This window comes from Micromonospora sp. CA-246542 (assembly GCF_050942905.1).
Lineage (GTDB): Bacteria > Actinomycetota > Actinomycetes > Mycobacteriales > Micromonosporaceae > Micromonospora.
Window position 1 is genome coordinate 1,307,049 of record NZ_CP192040.1, and the last position, 19,432, is coordinate 1,326,480.

The 19,432-nt window shown below is 72.5% G+C and carries 16 protein-coding genes; 12 read left to right on the plus strand and 4 right to left on the minus strand.

Annotated elements, in window-relative coordinates:
- The first annotated feature begins 185 nt into the window (after window positions 1-185).
- Genes ACQP0N_RS06225 through ACQP0N_RS06260 form a run of 8 tightly spaced genes read left to right on the plus strand, consistent with a single transcriptional unit; the run spans window position 186 to window position 8,623 of the window.
- Window positions 186-923, plus strand: coding sequence for a hypothetical protein (locus tag ACQP0N_RS06225; protein WP_433118302.1), 738 nt, complete (start codon window positions 186-188; stop codon window positions 921-923).
- Window positions 893-1,552 (plus strand): hypothetical protein, encoded by a 660-nt coding sequence (locus ACQP0N_RS06230; RefSeq protein WP_433118304.1) that lies wholly within the window; start codon window positions 893-895, stop codon window positions 1,550-1,552. The genes ACQP0N_RS06225 and ACQP0N_RS06230 overlap by 31 nt, the downstream gene beginning before the upstream one ends.
- Entirely contained in the window at window positions 1,549-2,685 is a 1,137-nt protein-coding gene (locus ACQP0N_RS06235; protein WP_433118306.1) for a glycosyltransferase, read from the plus strand. The genes ACQP0N_RS06230 and ACQP0N_RS06235 overlap by 4 nt, the downstream gene beginning before the upstream one ends.
- Before the next feature lie 41 nt (window positions 2,686-2,726).
- On the plus strand, window positions 2,727-3,884 hold the full coding sequence (locus ACQP0N_RS06240) for a glycosyl transferase family 1 (protein WP_433118308.1): 1,158 nt from the start codon (window positions 2,727-2,729) through the stop codon (window positions 3,882-3,884).
- The gene (locus ACQP0N_RS06245; protein WP_433118310.1) at window positions 3,881-5,035 is read left to right on the plus strand and encodes a glycosyltransferase; all 1,155 of its coding nucleotides are present in this window, start codon (window positions 3,881-3,883) and stop codon (window positions 5,033-5,035) included. The genes ACQP0N_RS06240 and ACQP0N_RS06245 overlap by 4 nt, the downstream gene beginning before the upstream one ends.
- A complete protein-coding gene (locus ACQP0N_RS06250; protein ID WP_433118312.1) occupies window positions 5,032-6,096 on the plus strand; it encodes a glycosyltransferase in 1,065 nt (354 codons plus the stop codon). Before ACQP0N_RS06245 ends, ACQP0N_RS06250 begins: the two co-directional genes overlap by 4 nt.
- The gene (locus ACQP0N_RS06255) at window positions 6,093-7,157 is read left to right on the plus strand and encodes a glycosyltransferase family 4 protein (protein WP_433118314.1); all 1,065 of its coding nucleotides are present in this window, start codon (window positions 6,093-6,095) and stop codon (window positions 7,155-7,157) included. Before ACQP0N_RS06250 ends, ACQP0N_RS06255 begins: the two co-directional genes overlap by 4 nt.
- Window positions 7,154-8,623, plus strand: a complete 1,470-nt coding sequence (locus tag ACQP0N_RS06260; RefSeq protein WP_433118316.1) for an oligosaccharide flippase family protein — start codon at window positions 7,154-7,156, stop codon at window positions 8,621-8,623. Before ACQP0N_RS06255 ends, ACQP0N_RS06260 begins: the two co-directional genes overlap by 4 nt.
- 15 nt (window positions 8,624-8,638) lie before the next feature.
- On the opposite strand, the gene ACQP0N_RS06265 is transcribed toward ACQP0N_RS06260, so the two are convergent.
- On the minus strand, window positions 8,639-10,345 hold the full coding sequence (locus ACQP0N_RS06265; protein ID WP_433118318.1) for a hypothetical protein: 1,707 nt from the start codon (window positions 10,343-10,345) through the stop codon (window positions 8,639-8,641).
- A gap of 407 nt (window positions 10,346-10,752) precedes the next feature.
- On the opposite strand from ACQP0N_RS06265, the gene ACQP0N_RS06270 reads away from it, so the two are divergent.
- Window positions 10,753-12,564 (plus strand): hypothetical protein, encoded by a 1,812-nt coding sequence (locus tag ACQP0N_RS06270; protein ID WP_433118320.1) that lies wholly within the window; start codon window positions 10,753-10,755, stop codon window positions 12,562-12,564.
- 1 nt (window position 12,565) lies between these two features.
- The gene (locus ACQP0N_RS06275) at window positions 12,566-14,029 is read left to right on the plus strand and encodes a glycosyltransferase (protein ID WP_433121460.1); all 1,464 of its coding nucleotides are present in this window, start codon (window positions 12,566-12,568) and stop codon (window positions 14,027-14,029) included.
- A 47-nt stretch (window positions 14,030-14,076) separates the two neighbouring features.
- Here ACQP0N_RS06275 and ACQP0N_RS06280 read toward each other — a convergent pair whose 3' ends face one another.
- Window positions 14,077-15,603, minus strand: coding sequence for a sugar transferase (locus ACQP0N_RS06280; protein ID WP_433118322.1), 1,527 nt, complete (start codon window positions 15,601-15,603; stop codon window positions 14,077-14,079).
- Between the two features lie 106 nt (window positions 15,604-15,709).
- Window positions 15,710-16,798, minus strand: coding sequence for an LCP family protein (locus tag ACQP0N_RS06285; RefSeq protein WP_433118324.1), 1,089 nt, complete (start codon window positions 16,796-16,798; stop codon window positions 15,710-15,712).
- 112 nt (window positions 16,799-16,910) lie between these two features.
- Here ACQP0N_RS06285 and ACQP0N_RS06290 point away from each other — a divergent pair, with 112 nt between their 5' ends.
- Window positions 16,911-17,729: an MOSC domain-containing protein gene (locus ACQP0N_RS06290; protein WP_433118326.1), complete on the plus strand. Its 819-nt coding sequence runs from the start codon at window positions 16,911-16,913 to the stop codon at window positions 17,727-17,729.
- A gap of 96 nt (window positions 17,730-17,825) precedes the next feature.
- Window positions 17,826-18,860, plus strand: a complete 1,035-nt coding sequence (locus ACQP0N_RS06295) for an expansin EXLX1 family cellulose-binding protein (RefSeq protein ID WP_433118328.1) — start codon at window positions 17,826-17,828, stop codon at window positions 18,858-18,860.
- 22 nt (window positions 18,861-18,882) lie between these two features.
- Here the strand turns inward: ACQP0N_RS06295 and ACQP0N_RS06300 are convergent, their stop codons facing one another.
- Window positions 18,883-19,419 (minus strand): N-acetyltransferase family protein, encoded by a 537-nt coding sequence (locus tag ACQP0N_RS06300; protein WP_433118330.1) that lies wholly within the window; start codon window positions 19,417-19,419, stop codon window positions 18,883-18,885.
- Window positions 19,420-19,432 lie beyond the last annotated feature (13 nt).

The following is a 19,432-nucleotide window of genomic DNA, read 5'->3' on the forward strand; positions in this document are numbered from 1 at the left end:
CTTGGACTCTATGCATGAAAACTTTCAGAGGCAATGCTCGACCGGTCGGACACATCGCCGACTATCGAGGACGTGACATCAACCGATTCGATGGTTATTGCCCTGGTTGGTGGTCCCAACGGTGACGCACCGCGCTGGAGCGGTGATTGTAGGATCCGCACGGCGGTTGGACAGAGGAGTTGCGGATGCAGCCGGAAGGCCCCTACCGGTTCACCCACGCGCTGGGCGGATCTCCGGTCGGCAAGGCGTGGGCTGCCATCGACGAACACGGTCGACTTGTGACGGTCGCGGTGCTCGACGCCGCCGTCGCCGGGACCGCGGGTTGGCGGGAGGCGTTCGCCGGTACGGCCAACTCCCTGGCCCAGGGCCCCGGAGCGATGTCGTTCGCGTACGCCGACTTCTCGGCCACCGCGCCCTGGGTCGCGTATCCCGCCGAAGCGGGCCCCGGCGCCGAGAAACTGTTCCGCGCCCTCGGCGTGGAGTACACGCCCGCCCAGGCGCCGCCGGTCTCCGCCTCCCCGGCGTCGACGTCGCCGGTCTCCGGTATGCCCGTGTCCGGTACGCCGGTCTCCAGCACCCCCGTGTCCGGTACCCCCGTGTCCGGCACTCCGGTGTCCAGCCCGCCGCCGGTCTCCGGCGCGTCCGGCCCGGTGTCCGACATGCCGCACGCGCCCTGGGCCGTGCACGCGAACCCGGTGTCCGCGTCCCCGCAACCGGTCTCCGGCGCCCCCACGTCGCCCCCGCGACGGACCCGACCGCGGGCGACCCCGTCGAGATCCCGGCGCCGCCGATCGCGCCGACCCGCCCGGTGGTGCCGCCGGCCGACCCGTTCGCCGCGCCCGTACGCCGCATCAAGCCCTCCGAGCCACGACCACCGCGTACCCGGCTGTGGGTGGGCGTCGCGGCGCTGGTCCTGGTGGTGATCGCCGCGGCGGGCGGCCTGGTGCTCTGGGGCGGGTCGGACGATCCCGGTGCGCCGCAGACCGCGCCCACCACGAGCATCCTGTCGCCGGCGATCCCGACCACACCGCCGCAGTCGCCCGGTATCGAGCCGCCCAAGCCGGGCGCGTGGCCGACGCAGTGGCCCCGGTTCACCGAGCGGGACACCGTGCGGACGCTCACCGATCTCGACGGCCTGGGCTTCCCGGTGAAGGTCCCGACGACCTGGCAGTGCACGCTCGCCGAGCGGGCCGAGGGGTTCGTCAAGTACCAGTGCGGCACCGCCGCCTCGGGCAACCAGGCGGTCGGCGGCGACGTGATCGTGCGCGAGTGCCCGCAGCCGTGCACCGACCAGTGGCAGAACGCCATGCGCTCGGTCGAGGAGGCGTGGGGCGCGCAGTGGATCCGCAGTGGCCTGTACGGGAGCTACGCCGAGCAGATCATCGAGGCCGACGGCGCGCAACGGCACGGCCTCGTCGTGGTCGCCTACTTCCGCAGCGGCGAGGACGGCGCCATCAACCGGCAGCTCGTCATCCGGATGACCTCGCCCGTGCCCGAGGCGTACCAGCTGCGGCGCTTCGCCAGCTACATCCGTGACGTGGTCGTCTTTTGACCAGGGCGAGCGGAGAGGCGTCCACAACGGACGCCGATCCTCGACCGCTCGCCGGGCGGTCGGTCGCGCTGATCCATGAGTGGTTCGGCGCCACCGGCGGATCCGAGCAGGTGTTCCTCCAGATGGCCGAACTCGTACCGCACGCCGATCGCTTCGTGCTCTGGAAGGACCACGACGCGACGGTGGACGGGGACGTCCACGAGTCCTGGCTGGCGAAGACCCCGCTGCGGCACAGCAAGGCCCTCGCGCTTCCGTTCATGCCGCTGACCTGGCGGACGCTGACCCGCCAGAAGTACGACGTGGTCCTCTCGTCGAGCCACGCGTTCGCGCACACCGTGAAGATCGGCGACCCGGAGCGCACCCGCCACCTGAGCTACGTCCACTCGCCGGCCCGCTACGTCTGGAGCCCCGGTCTTGACCAGCGGGGCGCCAGCGCCGCGCTCGCGCCGATGCGTGCCGCCCTCCAGGCCGGCGACCGGCGGCTGAGCCGTCACGTGCACGGCTACGCGGCGAACTCGCGGGAGGTGCGGGCCCGTATCCGCCGCTACTGGGGACGGGACGCCACGGTGATCAACCCGCCGGTGGAGGTGGACTACTTCGCGTCCGCCCCGCCGGCCGTCCGCGACCAGGAGCGCCGGTACCTGCTCGGCGTCGGCCGCTGGATCCCGTACAAGAACTTCGATCTGATGATCGAGATCGCGGCGGCGGCCCGGCTGCCGCTCGTGATCGCCGGCGGAGGTCCCGAGGAGGCCAATCTGCGTCGGCTCGCGGCCCGCGTCGACGTGCCGGTCGAGTTCGAGGTCAGACCCACCACCGAGCGGCTCCGCGAGCTGTACTGGGGCGCGAGCGTGCTGCTCTACCCCGCTCTGGAGGACTTCGGGATGATCCCGGTCGAGGCCCAGGCCTGCGGGACACCCGTCGTGGGCTGGGCGCGCGGCGGCCTGCTCGAAACCGTGGTGACCGGCGAGACCGGCTTCCTCCTCGACGCCGACGACCCGGGCGCGTACGTGGATCCGATCCGTCAGGCGTCGCGGCTGCCGACGCAGGCGGCGATGACCAACGCCCAACGGTTCACGCCGCAGGTCTTCCGGGAGACCATGGCCGGGTGGCTGGCCGAGCAGGCGTCATCGTGACCGGGTCCACGTCGACGCATCCGCCGGCGGGCGAAGCTTCCGTGGCGAACGTGCTGATGCTGGGCACCGCCGAGTGGGACTCTCCGATCGCGACGAACCAGCACTACGTCGCGCGGGAGTTGGCCCGCACCGCGAACGTCACGTTCGTCGAGTCACTGGGCCTGCGCCGGCCCACGCTGCGCCGCGACGACGTCGTCCGGATGGCGTCCCGGGTTCGCCGTGCGCTGGGCGACCAGGAGGTCCCGGCGCAGCGACCTCGCCCGGCCGGAACGCGGATCGTGTCTCCGCTCGTGCTGCCGGTGCACCGCACGCCCACCTATCCGGTCAACCGCGCCCTGCTGCGTCGGGCCACCGGCGACTGGCTCCGCAGCGCACGTCCCCGGGTGCTCTGGACGTTCACGCCGGTCACCTACGGCCTGGAAGAGGCCGCCGACCTCGTCATCTACCACTGCGTCGACCTGCTGGCGACGTTTCCCGGCGTGGACGCCGTAGCGGTGGGCCGGGGCGAGCGTTCGCTGTCGACGCGTACCGCGGTCGCCGTCGCCACCAGCGCGGCCGTGCGGGAGCATCTCGCCGCCGTCGGCTTCCCCCGCGTCGAACTCCTGCCCAACGTCGCGGACGTGTCGGTCTTCACGGCGGCAAGCCGGCCGGCCGCGCAGCGCCGACCCGACGTCCTCTTCTCCGGCAACCTCACCGTCCACAAGCTCGACCTGCGACTCCTCGAATCGATCGCCACCGCCGTACGCGGTCGGGGCGAGCTGCTGCTGGCCGGGCCGCTCGCCGCCGGCGGGGGCAGCTTCGACGCGGAGCTGCGGCACCTGGAGGCCCTCGGCGCCCGACACCTCGGCGTCCTCTCCCCGGACCAGCTCGCCGCGGTGGCCGGCGCGTGCGCCGTGGGTGTCATCCCGTACGCGATCAACGACTACACCCGGGGCGTCAGCCCGCTCAAGTGCTTCGAGTACCTGTCCTCCGGGCTGGCCGTGCTGAGCAGCCCACTGCCGGCGGTGGTCGAACTCGCGCGGGCCAATCCCCACGTGACCGTGGACGACGCGCAGGACCTGCCGACCCACCTGCCCGGCCTGCTGCAACCGGTCACCGACACCGTCGTCGACGCCCGGATCGCGAGCGCTGCCGAACACGGGTGGGAGGGGCGTGGCGCGCTGCTGCGCGACCTGTTGCGGACCGAAGTAGCGCCGTGACCCGCGTACTGGTCGTGACCGTCGAGCCGCCCTGGCCGGCCCAGCACGGCGGCCGGATCCGCACGGCGCGGGTCGCCGAGGCGCTGGGGCGCGACGCCCAGGTGCTGGTCGCCTTCCCCGACCACGGCGATCGGCAGCCGGACGCCCCGGTCGCCACCCGTCCGCTGCCCTGGTCGCCACCGCCGGCCGTCCGTACCCGGGCGTCGGGCCGGCCCCACCTGGGCGGGCACTACCTCGCGCCGATCGCCGAACCCCTGGCGGGGCTGTGCGACGAGTTCCGGCCCGACGTCGTCTACTGGTCGCACTCCTACCTGGCCGCGTGGGCGCCCCCGGCGGCGCGGCGGGCGCCGCAGGTCGTCGAGTTCGCCAACATCGAGAGCCGACGACTCGCGACGATGGTGGACTCGGCCCACGGTTGGCAGCGCGTGGCCCGCCGCGCCGAGGCCGCCAAGGCAGCCTTCTGGGAACCCCGGGTGGCCGCCCGTGCCGCCCTGTGCGTCGCGCTGTCCGCACCGGACGTGGACGTGTTGCGGGGGTGGGCCAGCAACGTCGTCCTCGTCCCCAACGGTGTGGACGTCTGGCCGTACGAACCCTCGCCGGCTGACGGGTACGTCCTCGCGCTGGCGTCCTACGACTACGAGCCCAACGTGCGCGCGCTCCGGACGTTCCTGCGGGAGATCTGGCCCCTCGTTCGCGCCGCGCTCCCCGTGGCGCGGCTCGTGGTGGCGGGCCGGCGGAGCGAGGCGCTGGCTCGGGAGTGCGCCGACGCACCCGGGGTCTCGGTCCTCGGCACGCTCGACGACGTGGCCGACGCGTACGCCGGAGCTGCCGTGACCGTCGCTCCCGCCACCACCGGCGGCGGCGCCCAGCTCAAGCTGACCGAGTCGATGTCCCGGGGCCGAAGCGTCGTGATGAGCGCGTTCGCGGCGCTGGGCCTGCCGGCCGCCGTACGCGACGCCGACTCCCACCGGGTGGCCGACGACCCGCGCTTCTTCGCGGACGCGGTCGTCGACGCCCTGCGGGACCCGTCCACACGCCACGCCCGGGAGCTGGCGGGCTGGCGACGGACCGCCGCCCTCGGCTGGCCCGAGACCGTCCGCGAGTTGGCCGCCGCCATCCGCGTGCTCGCCGAGCGGACGGCCGCATCGTGATCCGCCGCGTCCACCTCATCGAGTCCGGCGGTCGCGGCGGGGTCTTCAACCACACCGTCGAGGTCGCCGCCGGCCTGCGCGAACTCGGCGTCGACGCGGTCGTGCACACCGCCGACGACTGCGATGCGGCACCGACCTCGGTGACGCTCTGTCGGTGCGTGACCTGGCACCGCGCCTCGCCCCACCGACGGGTGCGCCAGGCCCGGACGTCGACGCGCTACCTGCTGCGCACGTTGCCGCACCTGCGCCGGCTGATCGGTCCACAGGATGTCGTGCACGTCCAGGGGCTGTTCGCGCTCACCCCGGAGCTGATCTCGATCGCCCGGCGGCGTCGGGCCACGGTCGTCACCAGCCCGCACAACACCTTCGTCCGGTCGAACGCCCCCGGTGGCGGGCGGGCGCTACGAAGTGCGCTGCGGGACGCCGACCGGGTGCTCGTCTACTCCGAGGCCGACCGGCGACGCCTCCTCGACCGGGGTGTGGCGAACGTCGACCGGGTACCCCTGACGCAGTGGACGCCGGCCCCGGAGCCGGTGCTCGTCGACCGGTGGCGGACCGAGCTGAATCCGGGCTCGGTGAAGCTCGCCCTGCTGCCCGGCCAGGTGCGGGCGGACAAGAACCCCGAGCTGTTCGTTCGGGCCGTCGCCCAGTTGCCCGGTTGGCGGGGCGCGGTGGTCGGGGAGGACCTCGGGCCGGGCCGGCGGGTCGACGCGCTCGTCGAACAGACCGGCGCGGCGGTGACGACGGCGTACCGCTACCTGAGCGTCGACGAGTTCACCGCGCTGGTGGCAACGGCCGATGTCGTCGTCGCGCCGTACGAGGTCGCCAGCCAGTCCGGCGTGCTCGCCGTGGCGGCCCGTCTGGGGGTGCCCACCGCGGTGGCCCCCTGTGGTGGTCTGGGCGAGCTGGCCACCGCCGTCGCCCGGGACACCGGCGTCGAGGCGATCGCGGCCGCCATCGCCCTCGCCCACGAACGCGGCGTGCGGCCGGTCGACACGACGGACGCCCCGGCCCGGTTCCTCGCCGCGTACACCGCCGCCCAGCAGGGTCGGACGTCATGATCGTCACGATGGTGTCGGTGTCGGACACCGCCGGAGGCGCCGAGGCGCACACGGTCGCGCTCGGTCGCGGGCTACGCGACCGTGGCCACGACGTCGCGCTGTACGGCCGGTGCCCAGGGTGGGAGGAGCAGGGTCTCGTCCGCGGCGACATCCGTCTCGGCCCGAAGTGGTCCCGTCGGACGATGGCCGCCGGGTTGCTGCGGGTGCCCATCGAACGGCACCGGACCCAGGTCATCGCCGACGCATCCGTCTACCACCTGCAGTTCAAGCGGGAACAGATCGCACTGACCGCGCCGTTGTCGCGCCGGGCGCCCGTGGTGTGGACGGAACACGGACGGTGGATGGGCGGACCGGTCGGTCGCCTGCTGCTCGCCGGCTACGCGCGCGCGGCCGAGCACGTCTCCCGGGTGGTCTGCGTGAGCGATGCCGTCGCCGCCGACCTCGAACCGGTGGTCGGCCGGGAGAAGCTGGTGGTCGTGCCCAACGCGATCGACACCGACCGGTACGCCGCGCCCCCGGACGCGACGCGGGCAGCCCTGCGCCAGCGGCTGCTGCCCAGCCGCTTCCACGGCCGCCGGGTCGCCGTCCTCGCGGCGCGGCTGCACCCCGCCAAGCGGCACGACCGGGCGATCGCGGCGGCGCTCGCCAGCGGCAGCGCCCTGGTCGTCGTCGGCGACGGCCCGGACCGCGAGCGGCTGGAACGACTCACCGGCGGCACCGGCGACGTGCACTTCACCGGCCACCGTGAGGACGTGCCCGACCTCCTCGCGGCCAGCGACTTCTACGTCTACTGCGGCGCCGAGACGGACGGCACGCCCACCTGCGTCCTCGAGGCCGCCGCCGGTGGGCTGCCGATCGTGGCGTTCCGCGGTGATCCCGGCGCGGAGTTGATTCCACACTGCGGGGGCGTCGTGCTCGGTGGGCCGGCCGAGCTGACGGCCGACGCGGTGTCGGCGATGCTCCAGCGGCGGGGCGCCGGTGTCGCCTACGTCGAGCAGCGGCACGGGCGCGACAGGTGGCTCGACGCGTACGAACGGACCTTCGGGGAGTGCCTCCGATGACCTCACCGGGACAGACGACGACCGAGGATCTCGCTCCGACGGGCACGGCGGACGCCACCCGGTCGGCGCGCGGGCTCAGTACCGCCACCGCCGTGTCGCTGGGTCTCCGTCTGCTCGGCATGGCCGTGGGCATGGCGACCACCTCCGTGCTCGCCCGGTACCTGAACCCCGGCGGCTACGGCGTCTTCGCCCTCGCGCTCACCCTCGGCACGGCGGCGGCGCAGGTCGCCGACATGGGCACCACGATCACGGTGAGTTCCCGGATCGCCCGGGAGAAGGCGGCGGCCGGCCGCATCCTCACGACCGGCCTGCTCATCCGTACGTCGGTGGCGCTGCTCGCGACCGTCGCCCTGCTCGTCGCCGCCGCCGCAGGGCTGTTCGGGGAGTCCAGCGCCGTCGTCAGTGTCGTCGCCGTCGCGACGCCGTTGTCCGCGGCGTCCGTACTCACGGCGGGAGCCACCGCCCGCTTCCGTCCCGAGGTGTCGGCGGTCCTGGCCCTCGTGCAGGGCGTCCTCTGGCTGGTGGCGGTCGTCTTCATCGCCCGGACCGGCGGGGACGTCGTCCTGCTCGCGTGGTTCTTCGTGGCCGTCGTGGTCGTGCAGACCAGCATCGGGGTCGCGATCAACCGGCGGCTGGTGCCACTGGGCCGGCCGTCCTGGGCGGAGGCGGGCCGGATCTTCGCGCTGAGCTGGCCACTCGCGATCAGCTCGCTGGCGGTCATGGCCTACTACCGCCTGGGCTCGGTGATCCTCTTCCACCTGCGAGGGGCGGCGGAGCTGGGCTACTACTCGGCGGCGTACAAGTTCCTCGACGTCGCCCAGCTCGGGCCGGCCATGCTGGTGGCCCCGCTGCTGCCGATCGTGGCGACGAGTCTGAGCATGGACGCGCACCGCCGACAGCTGATCTTCAGCCTGGCGACCCGTACCGGCGTCGTGATCGGCGCGGGTACGGCGGTGCTGCTGATCGCGTTGGCCCCCGCCCTCGTCAGCTACCTCTACGGCGACGACTTCGGCCCGGCGGTCACGCCCCTGCTCCTGCTGGCGGTCGCCTTCGTGGGCGTGACCCTCGGCTACGTCGGTACGACGATCTGCTCGGCGCTGGGCCTGGTACGCCCGATCGCGGTGCTGACCGTCTCGGTGGCGGTGGTCAACCTCGTGGCGCAGTTCTGGGCCTGTGCCCGGTGGGGCGCGACCGGCGCGGCGGCCGTCGCCGCGGCGACCGAGTTCGTCATCGGCGTCACCACGTGTCTGCTGGCCGCGCGCGCGATGACGGCACGGCTTCCCCTGCGGGAGCTGGGGAGTGTCCTCGCCGTGGGCGCCGCCACCGTGCTGGTGCTGTGGCTGGTACGGCTCCCGTGGCAGGTCGAGGGCGCGTTGGCCGCCGGCATCTTCGGTGTGGCGGTGCTGGCCACGCGGGCGATCACGACGGCGGACCTGAGGCGGGTCCTGTCCCGCAAGGCCATCTGAACCCACCGGCTGGCGTTACCAGGTCGCCCCGGTCCGCAGGTGCTGCCAGGTCAGGCCGGTGCACTCGACCGGCCCGGTGCCGCAGGACAACGCGGCGTTCGTGTTGGTGGCCCGGCTACCGTCCGCCCGCACGAGTTCGCTGACGTCGACGGCCAACTCCAGGGCGTACGAGACCAGGGATCCTCCGGCGGCGACCGTCGCCCCCCGCGAGCCCCGCCCGAACCGCAGCCCGTTCCCGCGAACCACGGCGGCGCCCGAGTTGCGCACCCGCGCCACCCCGCCGTTCGTGCCGTCGATGGTCACGTCCGACACCGACAGCTCGGTGGTGGTGTTGAGGTCGACCAGCCAGGGCGTCCCCACCGTCCGGGTCCGGTCGACCGTCAGCAGGGGCAGGACGTGCGTGGCCGCCGGAGCGGAGACCAGGGCCCCGCCCCGGCCGGCGATCCGCACGTCCGTCACGCTCGCCCGCCGTACGGCGGCGCGCGCCGCCCACCCGGGCAGCTCCAGCAGGTAGCTGTCGCCGCTCGCGGTCAGGCTGACCCCGCGTACGGTCAGGTCGTTCACCACCCCCGCGACCTGGGCGACAGCGGTGCCGGCGGACGAGCCCGCGACGGTGACGCCGCCCAACAGGAGTTCACCGACCGTCGCCGTCCCGGCTATCAACAGCAGCGGCGCGGCATCGAGTTGTTCGACGTTCACCTCCTCGACGGTGAGACCGTCGAGGGTGGCCGGCCGGAAGGGCGCGACCCGCACCAGCGGCTCGTTCCCGCGCGGCCCCTGAATTCGCAACCCGCGAAGTCGTACGCGTCCCACCGCCGAGCCGTTGATGTGCACCATGCCGCCCCGGCCCGGCAGCGTACCGGCCGTCACCTGCTCGACGACCAGATCGTCGACGCGGCCGCCGGTGGTGCGCCAGTCGGCGGTGTCGTCACCGATCCAGATGACGTTGTTGCCGGCGATCCCCGCGACACCCCGGACGGTCGTGCGTAGCGCGGCGGTCTCCGGCGACCCGCCGAGCACCTTGACCAGGGCGGCGAGCGAGGCGGCGCCGATGTCCTCGATGACCGTGTCGGTCACCGGCCCCGACACGTCGTCGTACGCCTGCCAGTCGCGGGGGGTGATGGCGACGGTGTCGTCCCCCGTCGAGCCGCGGATTCCCGAGATCCGGGTCCGTGCGGCGGGTCCCTGGATGTGGACGCCGTCGGAGTGCACCGCGAACTTGATCTCCGTGACGGTGGTGTCGGCGACGTCGCCCAGCGAGATGGCGTACTTGTCGCTGGCGGTCCGTACCGTGAGCCCCTTGAGCGTCAGGCCGTCGACCCTTCGCCAGCGCAGCGTGTGCAGATCGGGACCCGTGCCACCGACTCCGCCCGCACGGACCCAGGTGCCGCCGATGACGCTGATGTCCCGATCCCGGCCGCCCTCGGTCACCGCCGTGTTGGTGAGCAGGTTGCAGGCGCTGCCCGCCGCCAGGGTGACCGTGCAGCCGGACATGATCAGCGTCGTGCCGCTGGGCACCACGAGGGGCGCGCTGACCCGGTAGTGCGCGTTGTCCGTGCCGCGTACCACGCCGCCCGCCGCCCTGCGCAGGGCGGCGTTGAGGGCGGCCGTGTCGTCGTCCCCGGACGGAGGTGGCAGCGAAACGGTGCCCTTCGGCGGCGGGGCGTCACCGGCGAGGACCAAGCCGCCGGCGGCGGCGAGGAAGGTGCGGCGGGTGATCATCTGCGGCTCCGGGGGTGATCCCGGGTTACCAGACCGGGTGGCGTACGCCGACGAGGCGTACGCCGTGTCAACTCTCCGACCGAAAACGATAAGCATCGTACTGATGGCCCGGCAATCATCCGTCCGGCGCTCCCCGTTTCACCCCGCTGGCCGGGGTCGTCCAGGGCGAGATTCCGGCGACGCTCGTGTGCGTCGCTGCTGATACTGTGTGCCGCGGCGGCCGACGTGCCGTGCCGCGCGACCCACCACAGTGTACGGCCGCGCTGGTCACCGGGCCGCCCCTGGCTGTGGCCGCCCGCGGTCGTCACGGCAGCCGGTTCGGCGTTGTTGTCAGCAGGGTTCGGTGTCAGCGTAGGCGGGCCGAACCCGATCTCGGGGCAAAGGCAGCGATGGGTTCCAGAGGAACTGTGACTGATTCCGGCACGGACGACACGGGCATCCGTTCCCCCGAACGGCCCACGGCCGACGGGGCCTCCCACCTGACCCGCGTCCTCGGCGGGGTGCTCGGTCCCCGACCGCCCGCGACCGGCGTCCCGCGCCTCATCTGGTGGGCGGCCTGGGGATGTGCCGCGTTGTCGGCCCTCTACATCGTCGCCACGGTGCCGACGCTCCTGGGCGTCGTCTTCGCCGTCGCGTTGCCGCTGCTCGTACGCCGGCTTCCCCTGAGCGGGATCGTGCTGGTGGCGGTGCTCGCGCAGGAGATCAAGCCGAACGGGCGCTTCGGCGAGCTCACCACTCTCGGCTATCCGGCGTTCATCAGCCCCGGCAAGGCCCCGATCATCCTGCCGCTCGCGGTGACGGCGGTCCTCGCGGCGGCCGTACGGTGGTGGCCGTCGGCCCGCCCGCAGCTCCGCTCGGTGGGCGTCACCCTGCTCGGACCGGCGGCCGGCCTCATCGTGTTGGCCGTCGGCAGCGGCCTGGTCCACGGGCAGTCGGTCTTCTCCGCCGTCAACCAGAACGCCCGCCCCTTCGTCCTGCTGGCGCTGGGTCTCCTTCTCGGCCTGAGCTTCCGCTGGTTGCGGGACGACCAGCGGTTCACCACGCCGACGGTCTGGGCCGCGCTGGTCGGCCTGCTGGTCGCGGCGGCCGTCGCCATTCCGCTCGGCGAAGCTGCCGACGACCGGCTCAGCGCCTACTTCGTCTACTACGACTCCGCACTACCGGCGATCGCGGCGGCGGTTTTCATCGGCATGCTCGGGGACAACGGGTGGCGCTGGGACTGGCGGCACATGACGCTCGCCGCCGCCACGCCACTGTTGATCCTGATCAGTTTCCGCCGGAGCGTCTGGGTCGCGGCACTGGTCGCGCTCGTCGTCGTCCTCGTCCTCACCTGGCGGCGCTGGCAGCCGATGATCCGGCAGTTCGGGTTCGCGGCGCTGGTCGTGGCAGTGGTCGTGCTGGCCGCGCCGGGCTTCGCCGCGGATCTCGGCCTGCGCAGCGCCGGCAGCTTCGACCTGGCCGACGGCGCGCCGAGCCCGAGCGCCAAACCGAGCATCAGCGCCAAGCCGACCGCGAGCGCCAGCGCCGGGCCGACCGCGAGTGGCCTGCCGAGCGCCAGCGCCAAGCCGACCGCGAGTGGTCAATCGACTCCGACCGGCAAGTCGAGCCCGACCGGCAGGCCGACCCCGAGCGGCAGGCCCAGCGCCAGCGGCACGCCGGGCGTGACCGGCAGCCCGCGACCGGGCGGTGGGGTGAGCGCGAATGGCAGTCCGAGCCGGTCCGCCAGCGCCTCCACGACGCCGAGCCCGCCGGCGCGGACCCCACCGGCCCAGGCGAGCGCCCAGCACCAGGCGGCGTCGACGAGCGGACACCTCAGCGACCTCCGCCTCGGGTGGGACTACGTACGGGCGAACCTCTGGACCGGCGTGGGCCCCCTCGCACCTCAGCTTCCGGGTCTGGCCGCCAACAACTCCGAGCGGGTGTACGTCCACAACGAGTTGTTGCAGGACTGGCTCCGGTACGGCCCCCTGGCGCCCCTGCTCGTCCTCGTCTTCCTCGCGGCAGCCGCGTTGGCGGCGCTGAACGCGGTCCGCGATCCCGACAGCGACGTGGTCGTCCGGTCGGCGGCGGCGTTCTGCCTGATCGCGCCGCTGTGCCTGATGACCGCGCCGTTCCTGTCGGAGACGAGCCGGTGGCCGCTGGTGCTGGGCATCGCCGCGGGGATCGTCGTCCCGGTGTTCCTCGGTCGAGGTCGGCGCGACGGACAGCCCGGTGAGTGAGATGTCGCGGCGCGCCCTGCGGCTGGCCCTGTGGGCGCAGCGTCAGGCCCACGTCGTGCCCGGGCCACTGCGCCGCGTGGGTGGGCGTGCCCTGCGCCGGTTCGCGCACCCGGGCGAGCAGACGTCCGGCCCCAGCGAGGACTGGTCGGTGCCGTTGGTGCCGGGTCGGGGCGCGGGCGACCTGGAGGCGCTCCGGCCGATGGCCGCCGACCCGCGCCCGTCCGTCTCGCCGCGTGCCGTCGACGTCACCGGTTCCCGGCGGGTGCGCTGCGCCATCGCCACCGGGGTGCTCGACGTGGGCGGCGCGGAGGAGGTGGCCGCCTTCCTGGCCCGACGGCTGCCGGGCCACGCCGTCGACACCGCGGTCATCTACTCCGGAACGCGACTGCCCGGGCAGGACGGTGCCGGCGGTCGGCTGGCCCGGGCCCTCGCCGACGAGGGCGTCGTGACCCACCTGATGTCGCCGGACGACGCCGCCGACTGGATGCGCTCCTGGCGCCCGGACGTGATCAGCGGCCACAACGCGGACGACTGGCTGCTCGACGCGGCCGCCGGGGTCGGCGTCCCGTGGGTGGAGACGCTGCACGACATGCACCGCTTCTACCACCCGGAATCCTGGGCCCCGGAGGGCCAGCGGGCACAGAAGATCACCGCGCAGGTCGCGGTCAGCGACCTCGTCCGCCAGCAGTACCTCGCCCGGAACCCGGGTTACCCCGACGACCGTCTGGTCACCGTGCCGAACGGCGTCGACGGCTCACGTGTCCTGCGCGTGGACCGGGAGCGGGCCCGCGCCGCGCTGGGGCTGACCGACGAGTTCCTCTTCGTCTCGCTGGCCCGGTACTGCCTGCAGAAGAACACGTACGGTCTGGTGACGGCCTTCGCCGAGGTGGCCGCCGCGCATCCGGACGCCCACCTGCTGGTGGCCGGCCGGGCCAACGACGACCTGCTGTACTACGAGCAGACTCGACAGGCCGCCGCGGCGACCCCGGGCGCCGACCGCATCCACCTGCGTGGACACTGCGCCAACCCGATGGCGCTGCTGGCTGCGGCGGACGCCTTCGTTCTCGACTCCTTCTTCGAGGGCTGGTCGCTGGCGTCGATGGAGGCGCTGGCGGCCGGGGTGCCCGTCGTGCTGACCGACGTGGGTGGCGCCCGGGAGCAGTTGGCGAACGGCCGGCGCGGCCACCTGGTCGCCAACCCGGCCGGTAACGCCGAACTCGTCGACTGGCAGGTGATCAACGAGCTGCGGTATCGGCCGCAGGGCAACCGGGCCGATCTGGTCGCGGCCATGTCGTCGATGATCCGCGAACGCGCGGTGTGGGCCGCGGCCCGCGAGCGACTGCGCGAGGAGGCCATCGGCCTGTTCTCGCCGGACGACTCCCTGGCCGGGCACGCACGGGTGCTGCGCGCCGTGGCGCTCGGCGAACGCCTGCCCACCGAGGACCGGCCCGCGAGCGACGCCTGACCGTCGGCGAGGGCCGGTCCGGGGGAACTACCCCCGACGGACCGGGGTCACCGGCCACCACCCCGGAACACCTCGGCGACGGTACGCAGCACGACCTTGATGTCGAGCCACAGCGACCAGTTCTCGATGTAGTAGTTGTCGAACCTCGCCCGGTCGGAGATCGGGGTGTCGCCGCGCAGGCCACTGACCTGTGCGAGGCCGGTGAGCCCGACGGGTACCCGGTGACGCATCGCGTAGGTGGGGTACTCGACGGAGAACCTCTCCACGAAGTGCGGCCGTTCCGGGCGGGGGCCGACCACACTCATCTCGCCGCGCAGGATGTTCCACAGCTGCGGTAGTTCGTCGAGGGACGTCCGACGCATGAACCGACCGACCACGCCCACCCGCTGGTCGTGCGCGATGGACCAGTTCGTCTCCGATTCGCTCTCGTCGGCGGGCTGCATCGAACGGAACTTGATGACCTTGAATGGTCTGCCGTACCGGCCGATCCGTTCCTGGTAGAAGAAGATGCCCCGGCCAACGGCGAGGAACGTCGCCATCGCGCAGAGCAGCAGCACCGGGCTGAGGACGAGCAGCGCCACCGCCGCGAAGACCACATCGGACGCCCGTTTGACGGCCCATCGTGGCCCGGAGAGTTTGGTATCTCCGATCTTGACGATTGGTATGGCGCCAATGTGATCGGGATACCCACCCAGCGACCGGGAGCCCCAGAGACGCGGCACCGCCCAGAGGTCGGGGCGTGAATCGACCGTCCGCAACAGATTGTCCATCAGCTCCGACTCGGAACAATCCGGGTCGGCGATGACCAGCACGTCGCATTCCAACATCTCGACGAGCTTTCCGAGATCGTTCAGCGTGCCGATCAACGGAACAGACCCGACGCCCTCGCTCGGCGCGACGTCGACGCAGCCGACGAATCGCAGCCCGTACTGCGGATAACGCCGCAGCAACCGGGCGAGTTCCAGACCGACCGGCCCGCTGCCGATGATGATCGTGTTGTGCTCCACCCATCGGCGCTTCCGGGCGACGATGGTGAACGCCCTGCTGAAGGCCCGGCCGACGATCACCAGACCGGCGGAGAGCGCGACACCGCGCATGAATCCGCCCACGTAGTGCACCGAGTCGTGCCGCTCGGCCGCGATGATTGCCACCACCGCCGCGGACGCCAGCAACCGTCCGCAGATGCTCGGCAGCTCATCCAGGATGCCGACGTGCCGGCGGGCGCGATACAGCCCGCCGGACGCGAAGATGGCCACCGCCAGCACCGCGTTGGACAGGGTCCCCCGCCAGTAGTCCTGGCTCAACAGCAGGGGAACGAGCAGCGCGACGACGTCGATGGGCGCAGTCAACATCCAGGCCCGCAGCCAGCGCGTCCGCTTCGAGGCCCGGGACCCGGCGTACGGCAGGACCGCTGTGGTGTCCATACCGGACCGTACGGGCACCGTCGCCGACGCCCTCGTCGGCTCGGTGGCAGCGCCGCTCTCGTCGCGCTGCTGTGGCACCGCCGGTGGCGGCGCGTCGCCGAACTCCGTCCGTCTCGCACCCGGGTAACTCATGACCGGTCGGCTCGACATGGTGATCCTCCCCCGTGAGCCCTCCGGCGAAATTCATGCCAGGGGGCGATCGCAGGTTACGACCGCGTCAGTTACACCACCAGAGCCGGCACGGCATTCCTGTCTCCTACTTTGCGGCGGACGCGATGTCGGCTACCGCGTCGCGGCGAACGGCGTCGAAGACGCGTTGCGCCTTGCCCTTGTCCGCGAGCACGACGCTTTCACTGCCGATCATTCCCGTCCCCTTGGTGGGGCAGGTGTAGAACGCGAGGTTGCCGCCCCGGAGGTGACGAAGCTCCATCGCCAGATCGACCAGGGACAGGGAACGGTCGACGGCGACCGAGTTGGCCGTGGCCTTCACGAACGAGTTCAGCTTGGTGGGATTCGCCAGTACGCCACCGGAGGCCGCCTTGTCCAAAATGGCCTTGATGACCTGCTGCTGATGCTTGATCCGCGCGAAGTCGCCATCGGCGAAGGCGTAACGCTCACGGGCGTAGTCCAGAGCGGCCGCGCCGTCCATCGTCTGCCTTCCCTTGGTGAACTCGCGCCGCCCGTCGGGGTTCAGCGAGTGCGTCGAGGTGAAGCTCTGCTCCACATCGATCTCGACACCACCCAGCGCGTCGACGATCTCCTTGAAGCCGGAGAAGTCGACCATTGTCACGTGGTCGATGCGGACGTTTGTGAACTTCTCCACCGTCTGCACCATCAGCGGAACGCCGCCCCACGCGTACGCCGCATTGATTTTGGCGTCGGTGCCGCCGCGCCCCTCCTTGGACTTGGGCACGTTCACCCACGTGTCACGAGGGATGGAGATCAGCTGTGCGCTGGAGCGGTCCTTCGGAAGGTGCGCCAGGATGATCGTGTCCGATCGGGAGCCCGACGAGTTCTCCGTGTCGCGGGAGTCGCTGCCGAGGATCATGATGTTCATCGCACCGGTTGCCACGGGCTCCGGACGCGACTCCTCCGGCACATCCTCGAACGCGTCCACCCGTTCGATGTTGGAGTTGATGGACCGGTAGTAGAGACCACCCGCGACCACACCGCCACCGACGAGCAACGCCAGGACCACGAGGATGATCAGGACGATCCGCTTCCACCGTCGCCGGGGTCGGGGCGCCGGGGCGGTGACCTGCTCACCACCGTCTGGCTGCCCAGGATCGACCGGCCCCCCGTTCGTCTGGAGGTTCAGTTCTGCGGTCTGGTCTGCACGCGCCATACCGGCGATGCTACTGATTCACGTTCTGCCCCGCGTACCCTCGACCGGCCAGGAACGCCCGCCGATGGTGGGAGGATCGTCCGCGACGCACTCGGCGTGTCATGGTTACCGGGTGCGGCTGACCTCGATCCACACGTACCCCGTCAAGGGTTGTCACCGGCTCGACCACGACGGCGCGTTCGTGCAACCGTGGGGCCTGGCCGGCGACCGACGCTGGATGGTGGTGGACGCCGACGGCGTCGGCGTCACCCAGCGGGACACGACCCGCCTGGTCGGCCTGCGGGCCAGCGTGCGCCCGGGCGGCCTGGTGCTGCGCGCCGACGGGAGGCCCGACCTCGACGTGCCGAAACCGGCCGGCGACGAGCCGGTGCGGGTGCGGACCTTCCGCAGCCGGACGACCTCGGTCCCCGCGCTGCACGCCGGCCCGGCCGCTGACGCCTGGCTCGGCGCGCTCCTCGGCCAGCCCGTCCGGTTGGTCTGGTTGGCCAGTCCGACGCGACACCTGGCCGCCGCCGATCGCGAGTACGACACCGGCGACCAGGTCAGCTTCGCCGACGCCTACCCACTTTTGCTGACCAGCACCGGCTCCCTCGACGCCCTCAACGGCTGGCTCGCCGACGCGGGTAAGGAGCCGGTGCCGATGACGCGGTTCCGGCCCAACCTGGTCGTCGACGGCGCGCCGGCCTGGGCCGAGGACGGGTGGGCGGGCCGGTCGCTGCGCGTCGGCGACGTGCGGCTGCGCGCCGCCGGGCCGTGCGACCGCTGCGTGGTCACCACCACCGACCAGGAGACCGGGGTACGCGCCAAGGAGCCCCTGCGCACCCTCGGCCGCTACCGCAACATCCGCCAGAAGCTCCTGTTCGGACTGAACGTGGTGCCCGTCGACAGTGGACCCATACGGATCGGAAACACGCTCGTCGTCGAACCCTGACCCGCCAGCGGCGGGCTCGTCACCGTCCGTCGATGCTCTCTTAGCTTTCGCTTAGCCGCCTTGTCCGGCCGTACGCCGTTCCGGCAGCATCGCGACGTGACCGACGGAAGCGCTCCCGGCGGCGTCGAGGATCCCGCCCTCGCCGTCAAGGACGTCGACATCGACCTCGACCTGGACCGCGCTCCGGACGATCGGCCCGCGTCCTCGTCCGGCCCGGTGCCCTGGCTGGTCGCCACCGGCGTCACCGTCCTCGCGGCGGCCCTCGGACTCACCCTGGCCCTGCGGTCCGGCTCCACCCCGGCCTGCGCCGCCGGGCGGACGCTCGCCGCCGCGCCACCCACCGGCACCGCCACCCACAGCGGCAAGGCCACCTTCTACGACTCGAAGGGCGCCGGCGGCAACTGCTCGAACCCGGCGGCGCCGGCCAACCGGCTCTACGTCGCCCTCGGCCCCACCGAGTACGCCGCGGGCGCCGCCTGCGGCGGTTTCCTCGACGTCACCGGCCCGAAGGGCACCGTCCGGGTCCTGATCATGGATCAGTGCCCGGAGTGCGAGCCCGGACACCTCGACCTGTCCCGGGAGGCGTTCGCCCGGGTCGCCGACCCGGTCCAGGGGCTCGTCCAGGTCACCTACCGCGCGGTCGTCAACCCGCCGCTGCCCGGCCCGCTGACCTTCCGCATCAAGGAGGGCGCGTCGCAGTTCTGGTTCGCCGTCCGGATCGGCAACCACGGCAACCCGCTGCGCGCCGTCGAGGTACGCCAGGGCACCAGCGGCCCGTGGCGGGCAACCGCCCGGCAGGACTACAACTACTGGCTGCTCGCCTCCGGCGCGGGCCCCGGCCCGTACAGCGTGCGGATCAGCGACGTGTACGGACACCGGGTCACCGTTTCCGGCATCCGCATGACTCCGGGCCAGGTGCAGACGAGCGTGGTGCGGATGTACGAGCGCGGCCTCGTCGCCGCGACGACGCGTCCGCCCACGACGACCCGTCCGCCGGTCGCCCGACCCAACGGCACGCCGACACCGGCCCGCCGCGCCGACAAGGTGGCCGTGGCGAACGCGCCGGCCACCCCGGCCGCCGACGGGCCCTCCACGCGACCCGCCGGGGCGACCGCCCGCTGGTGCGGCTGAACCTGCGCGGCGCTCCGGTCCCTCAGCCGGTCGGGCTCAGGACCAGCCACATGAGGATCTCGTCCCGGTCGTCGCCCGGCGCCACCCGCAGCGCGCCCGGCAGTCGGCCGATCTCCCGGTATCCGAGACGGCGGTAGAACCCGTCCAACCCCAACCCGTCGCGCACCGTCACGTGCAGCGCCTCGTGGCCCATCTCGCGGCCCAGCCGCGCTGCCTCGCGCATCAGCGCCGACCCGCAGCCCGTGCCCTGGGTGTCCGGGTGGACCATCACCCGTTTCAGCACACACCAGTGCGCCTTGAGCCCGAACCGGTTGTCGCAGAAGACCAGCACCGCGACGGGCCGGTCACCGTCGTATCCGACCAGGAGCCGGTCCGGCCCGTCGGCTACGCCCGCGAACGTCGGGTCGGCGATCGTACGGACGTCGATGGCGGTCACCGGTGGGACGAAACCCACCGCGCCGCCGGCGTTGCTGACGTCCACCCAGAGGGCGACGATCTCGGCCCGCAGCCGCGGGGTCAGCTCGGGGTCCAGGACGAAGCGCAGAGTCACGGCGCCCATCCTGACCGGTCGA

Excerpts from the sequence above, each read along its gene's own strand:
- ACQP0N_RS06225 (WP_433118302.1), top strand. The coding sequence starts at position 186 with ATGCAGCCGGAAGGCCCCTACCGGTTCACCCACGCGCTGGGCGGATCT.
- ACQP0N_RS06255 (WP_433118314.1), top strand. The coding sequence starts at position 6,093 with ATGATCGTCACGATGGTGTCGGTGTCGGACACCGCCGGAGGCGCCGAG.
- ACQP0N_RS06260 (WP_433118316.1), top strand. The coding sequence starts at position 7,154 with ATGACCTCACCGGGACAGACGACGACCGAGGATCTCGCTCCGACGGGC.
- ACQP0N_RS06265 (WP_433118318.1), bottom strand. The coding sequence starts at position 10,345 with ATGATCACCCGCCGCACCTTCCTCGCCGCCGCCGGCGGCTTGGTCCTC.
- ACQP0N_RS06275 (WP_433121460.1), top strand. The coding sequence starts at position 12,566 with ATGTCGCGGCGCGCCCTGCGGCTGGCCCTGTGGGCGCAGCGTCAGGCC.
- ACQP0N_RS06280 (WP_433118322.1), bottom strand. The coding sequence starts at position 15,603 with ATGTCGAGCCGACCGGTCATGAGTTACCCGGGTGCGAGACGGACGGAG.
- ACQP0N_RS06285 (WP_433118324.1), bottom strand. The coding sequence starts at position 16,798 with ATGGCGCGTGCAGACCAGACCGCAGAACTGAACCTCCAGACGAACGGG.
- ACQP0N_RS06300 (WP_433118330.1), bottom strand. The coding sequence starts at position 19,419 with ATGGGCGCCGTGACTCTGCGCTTCGTCCTGGACCCCGAGCTGACCCCG.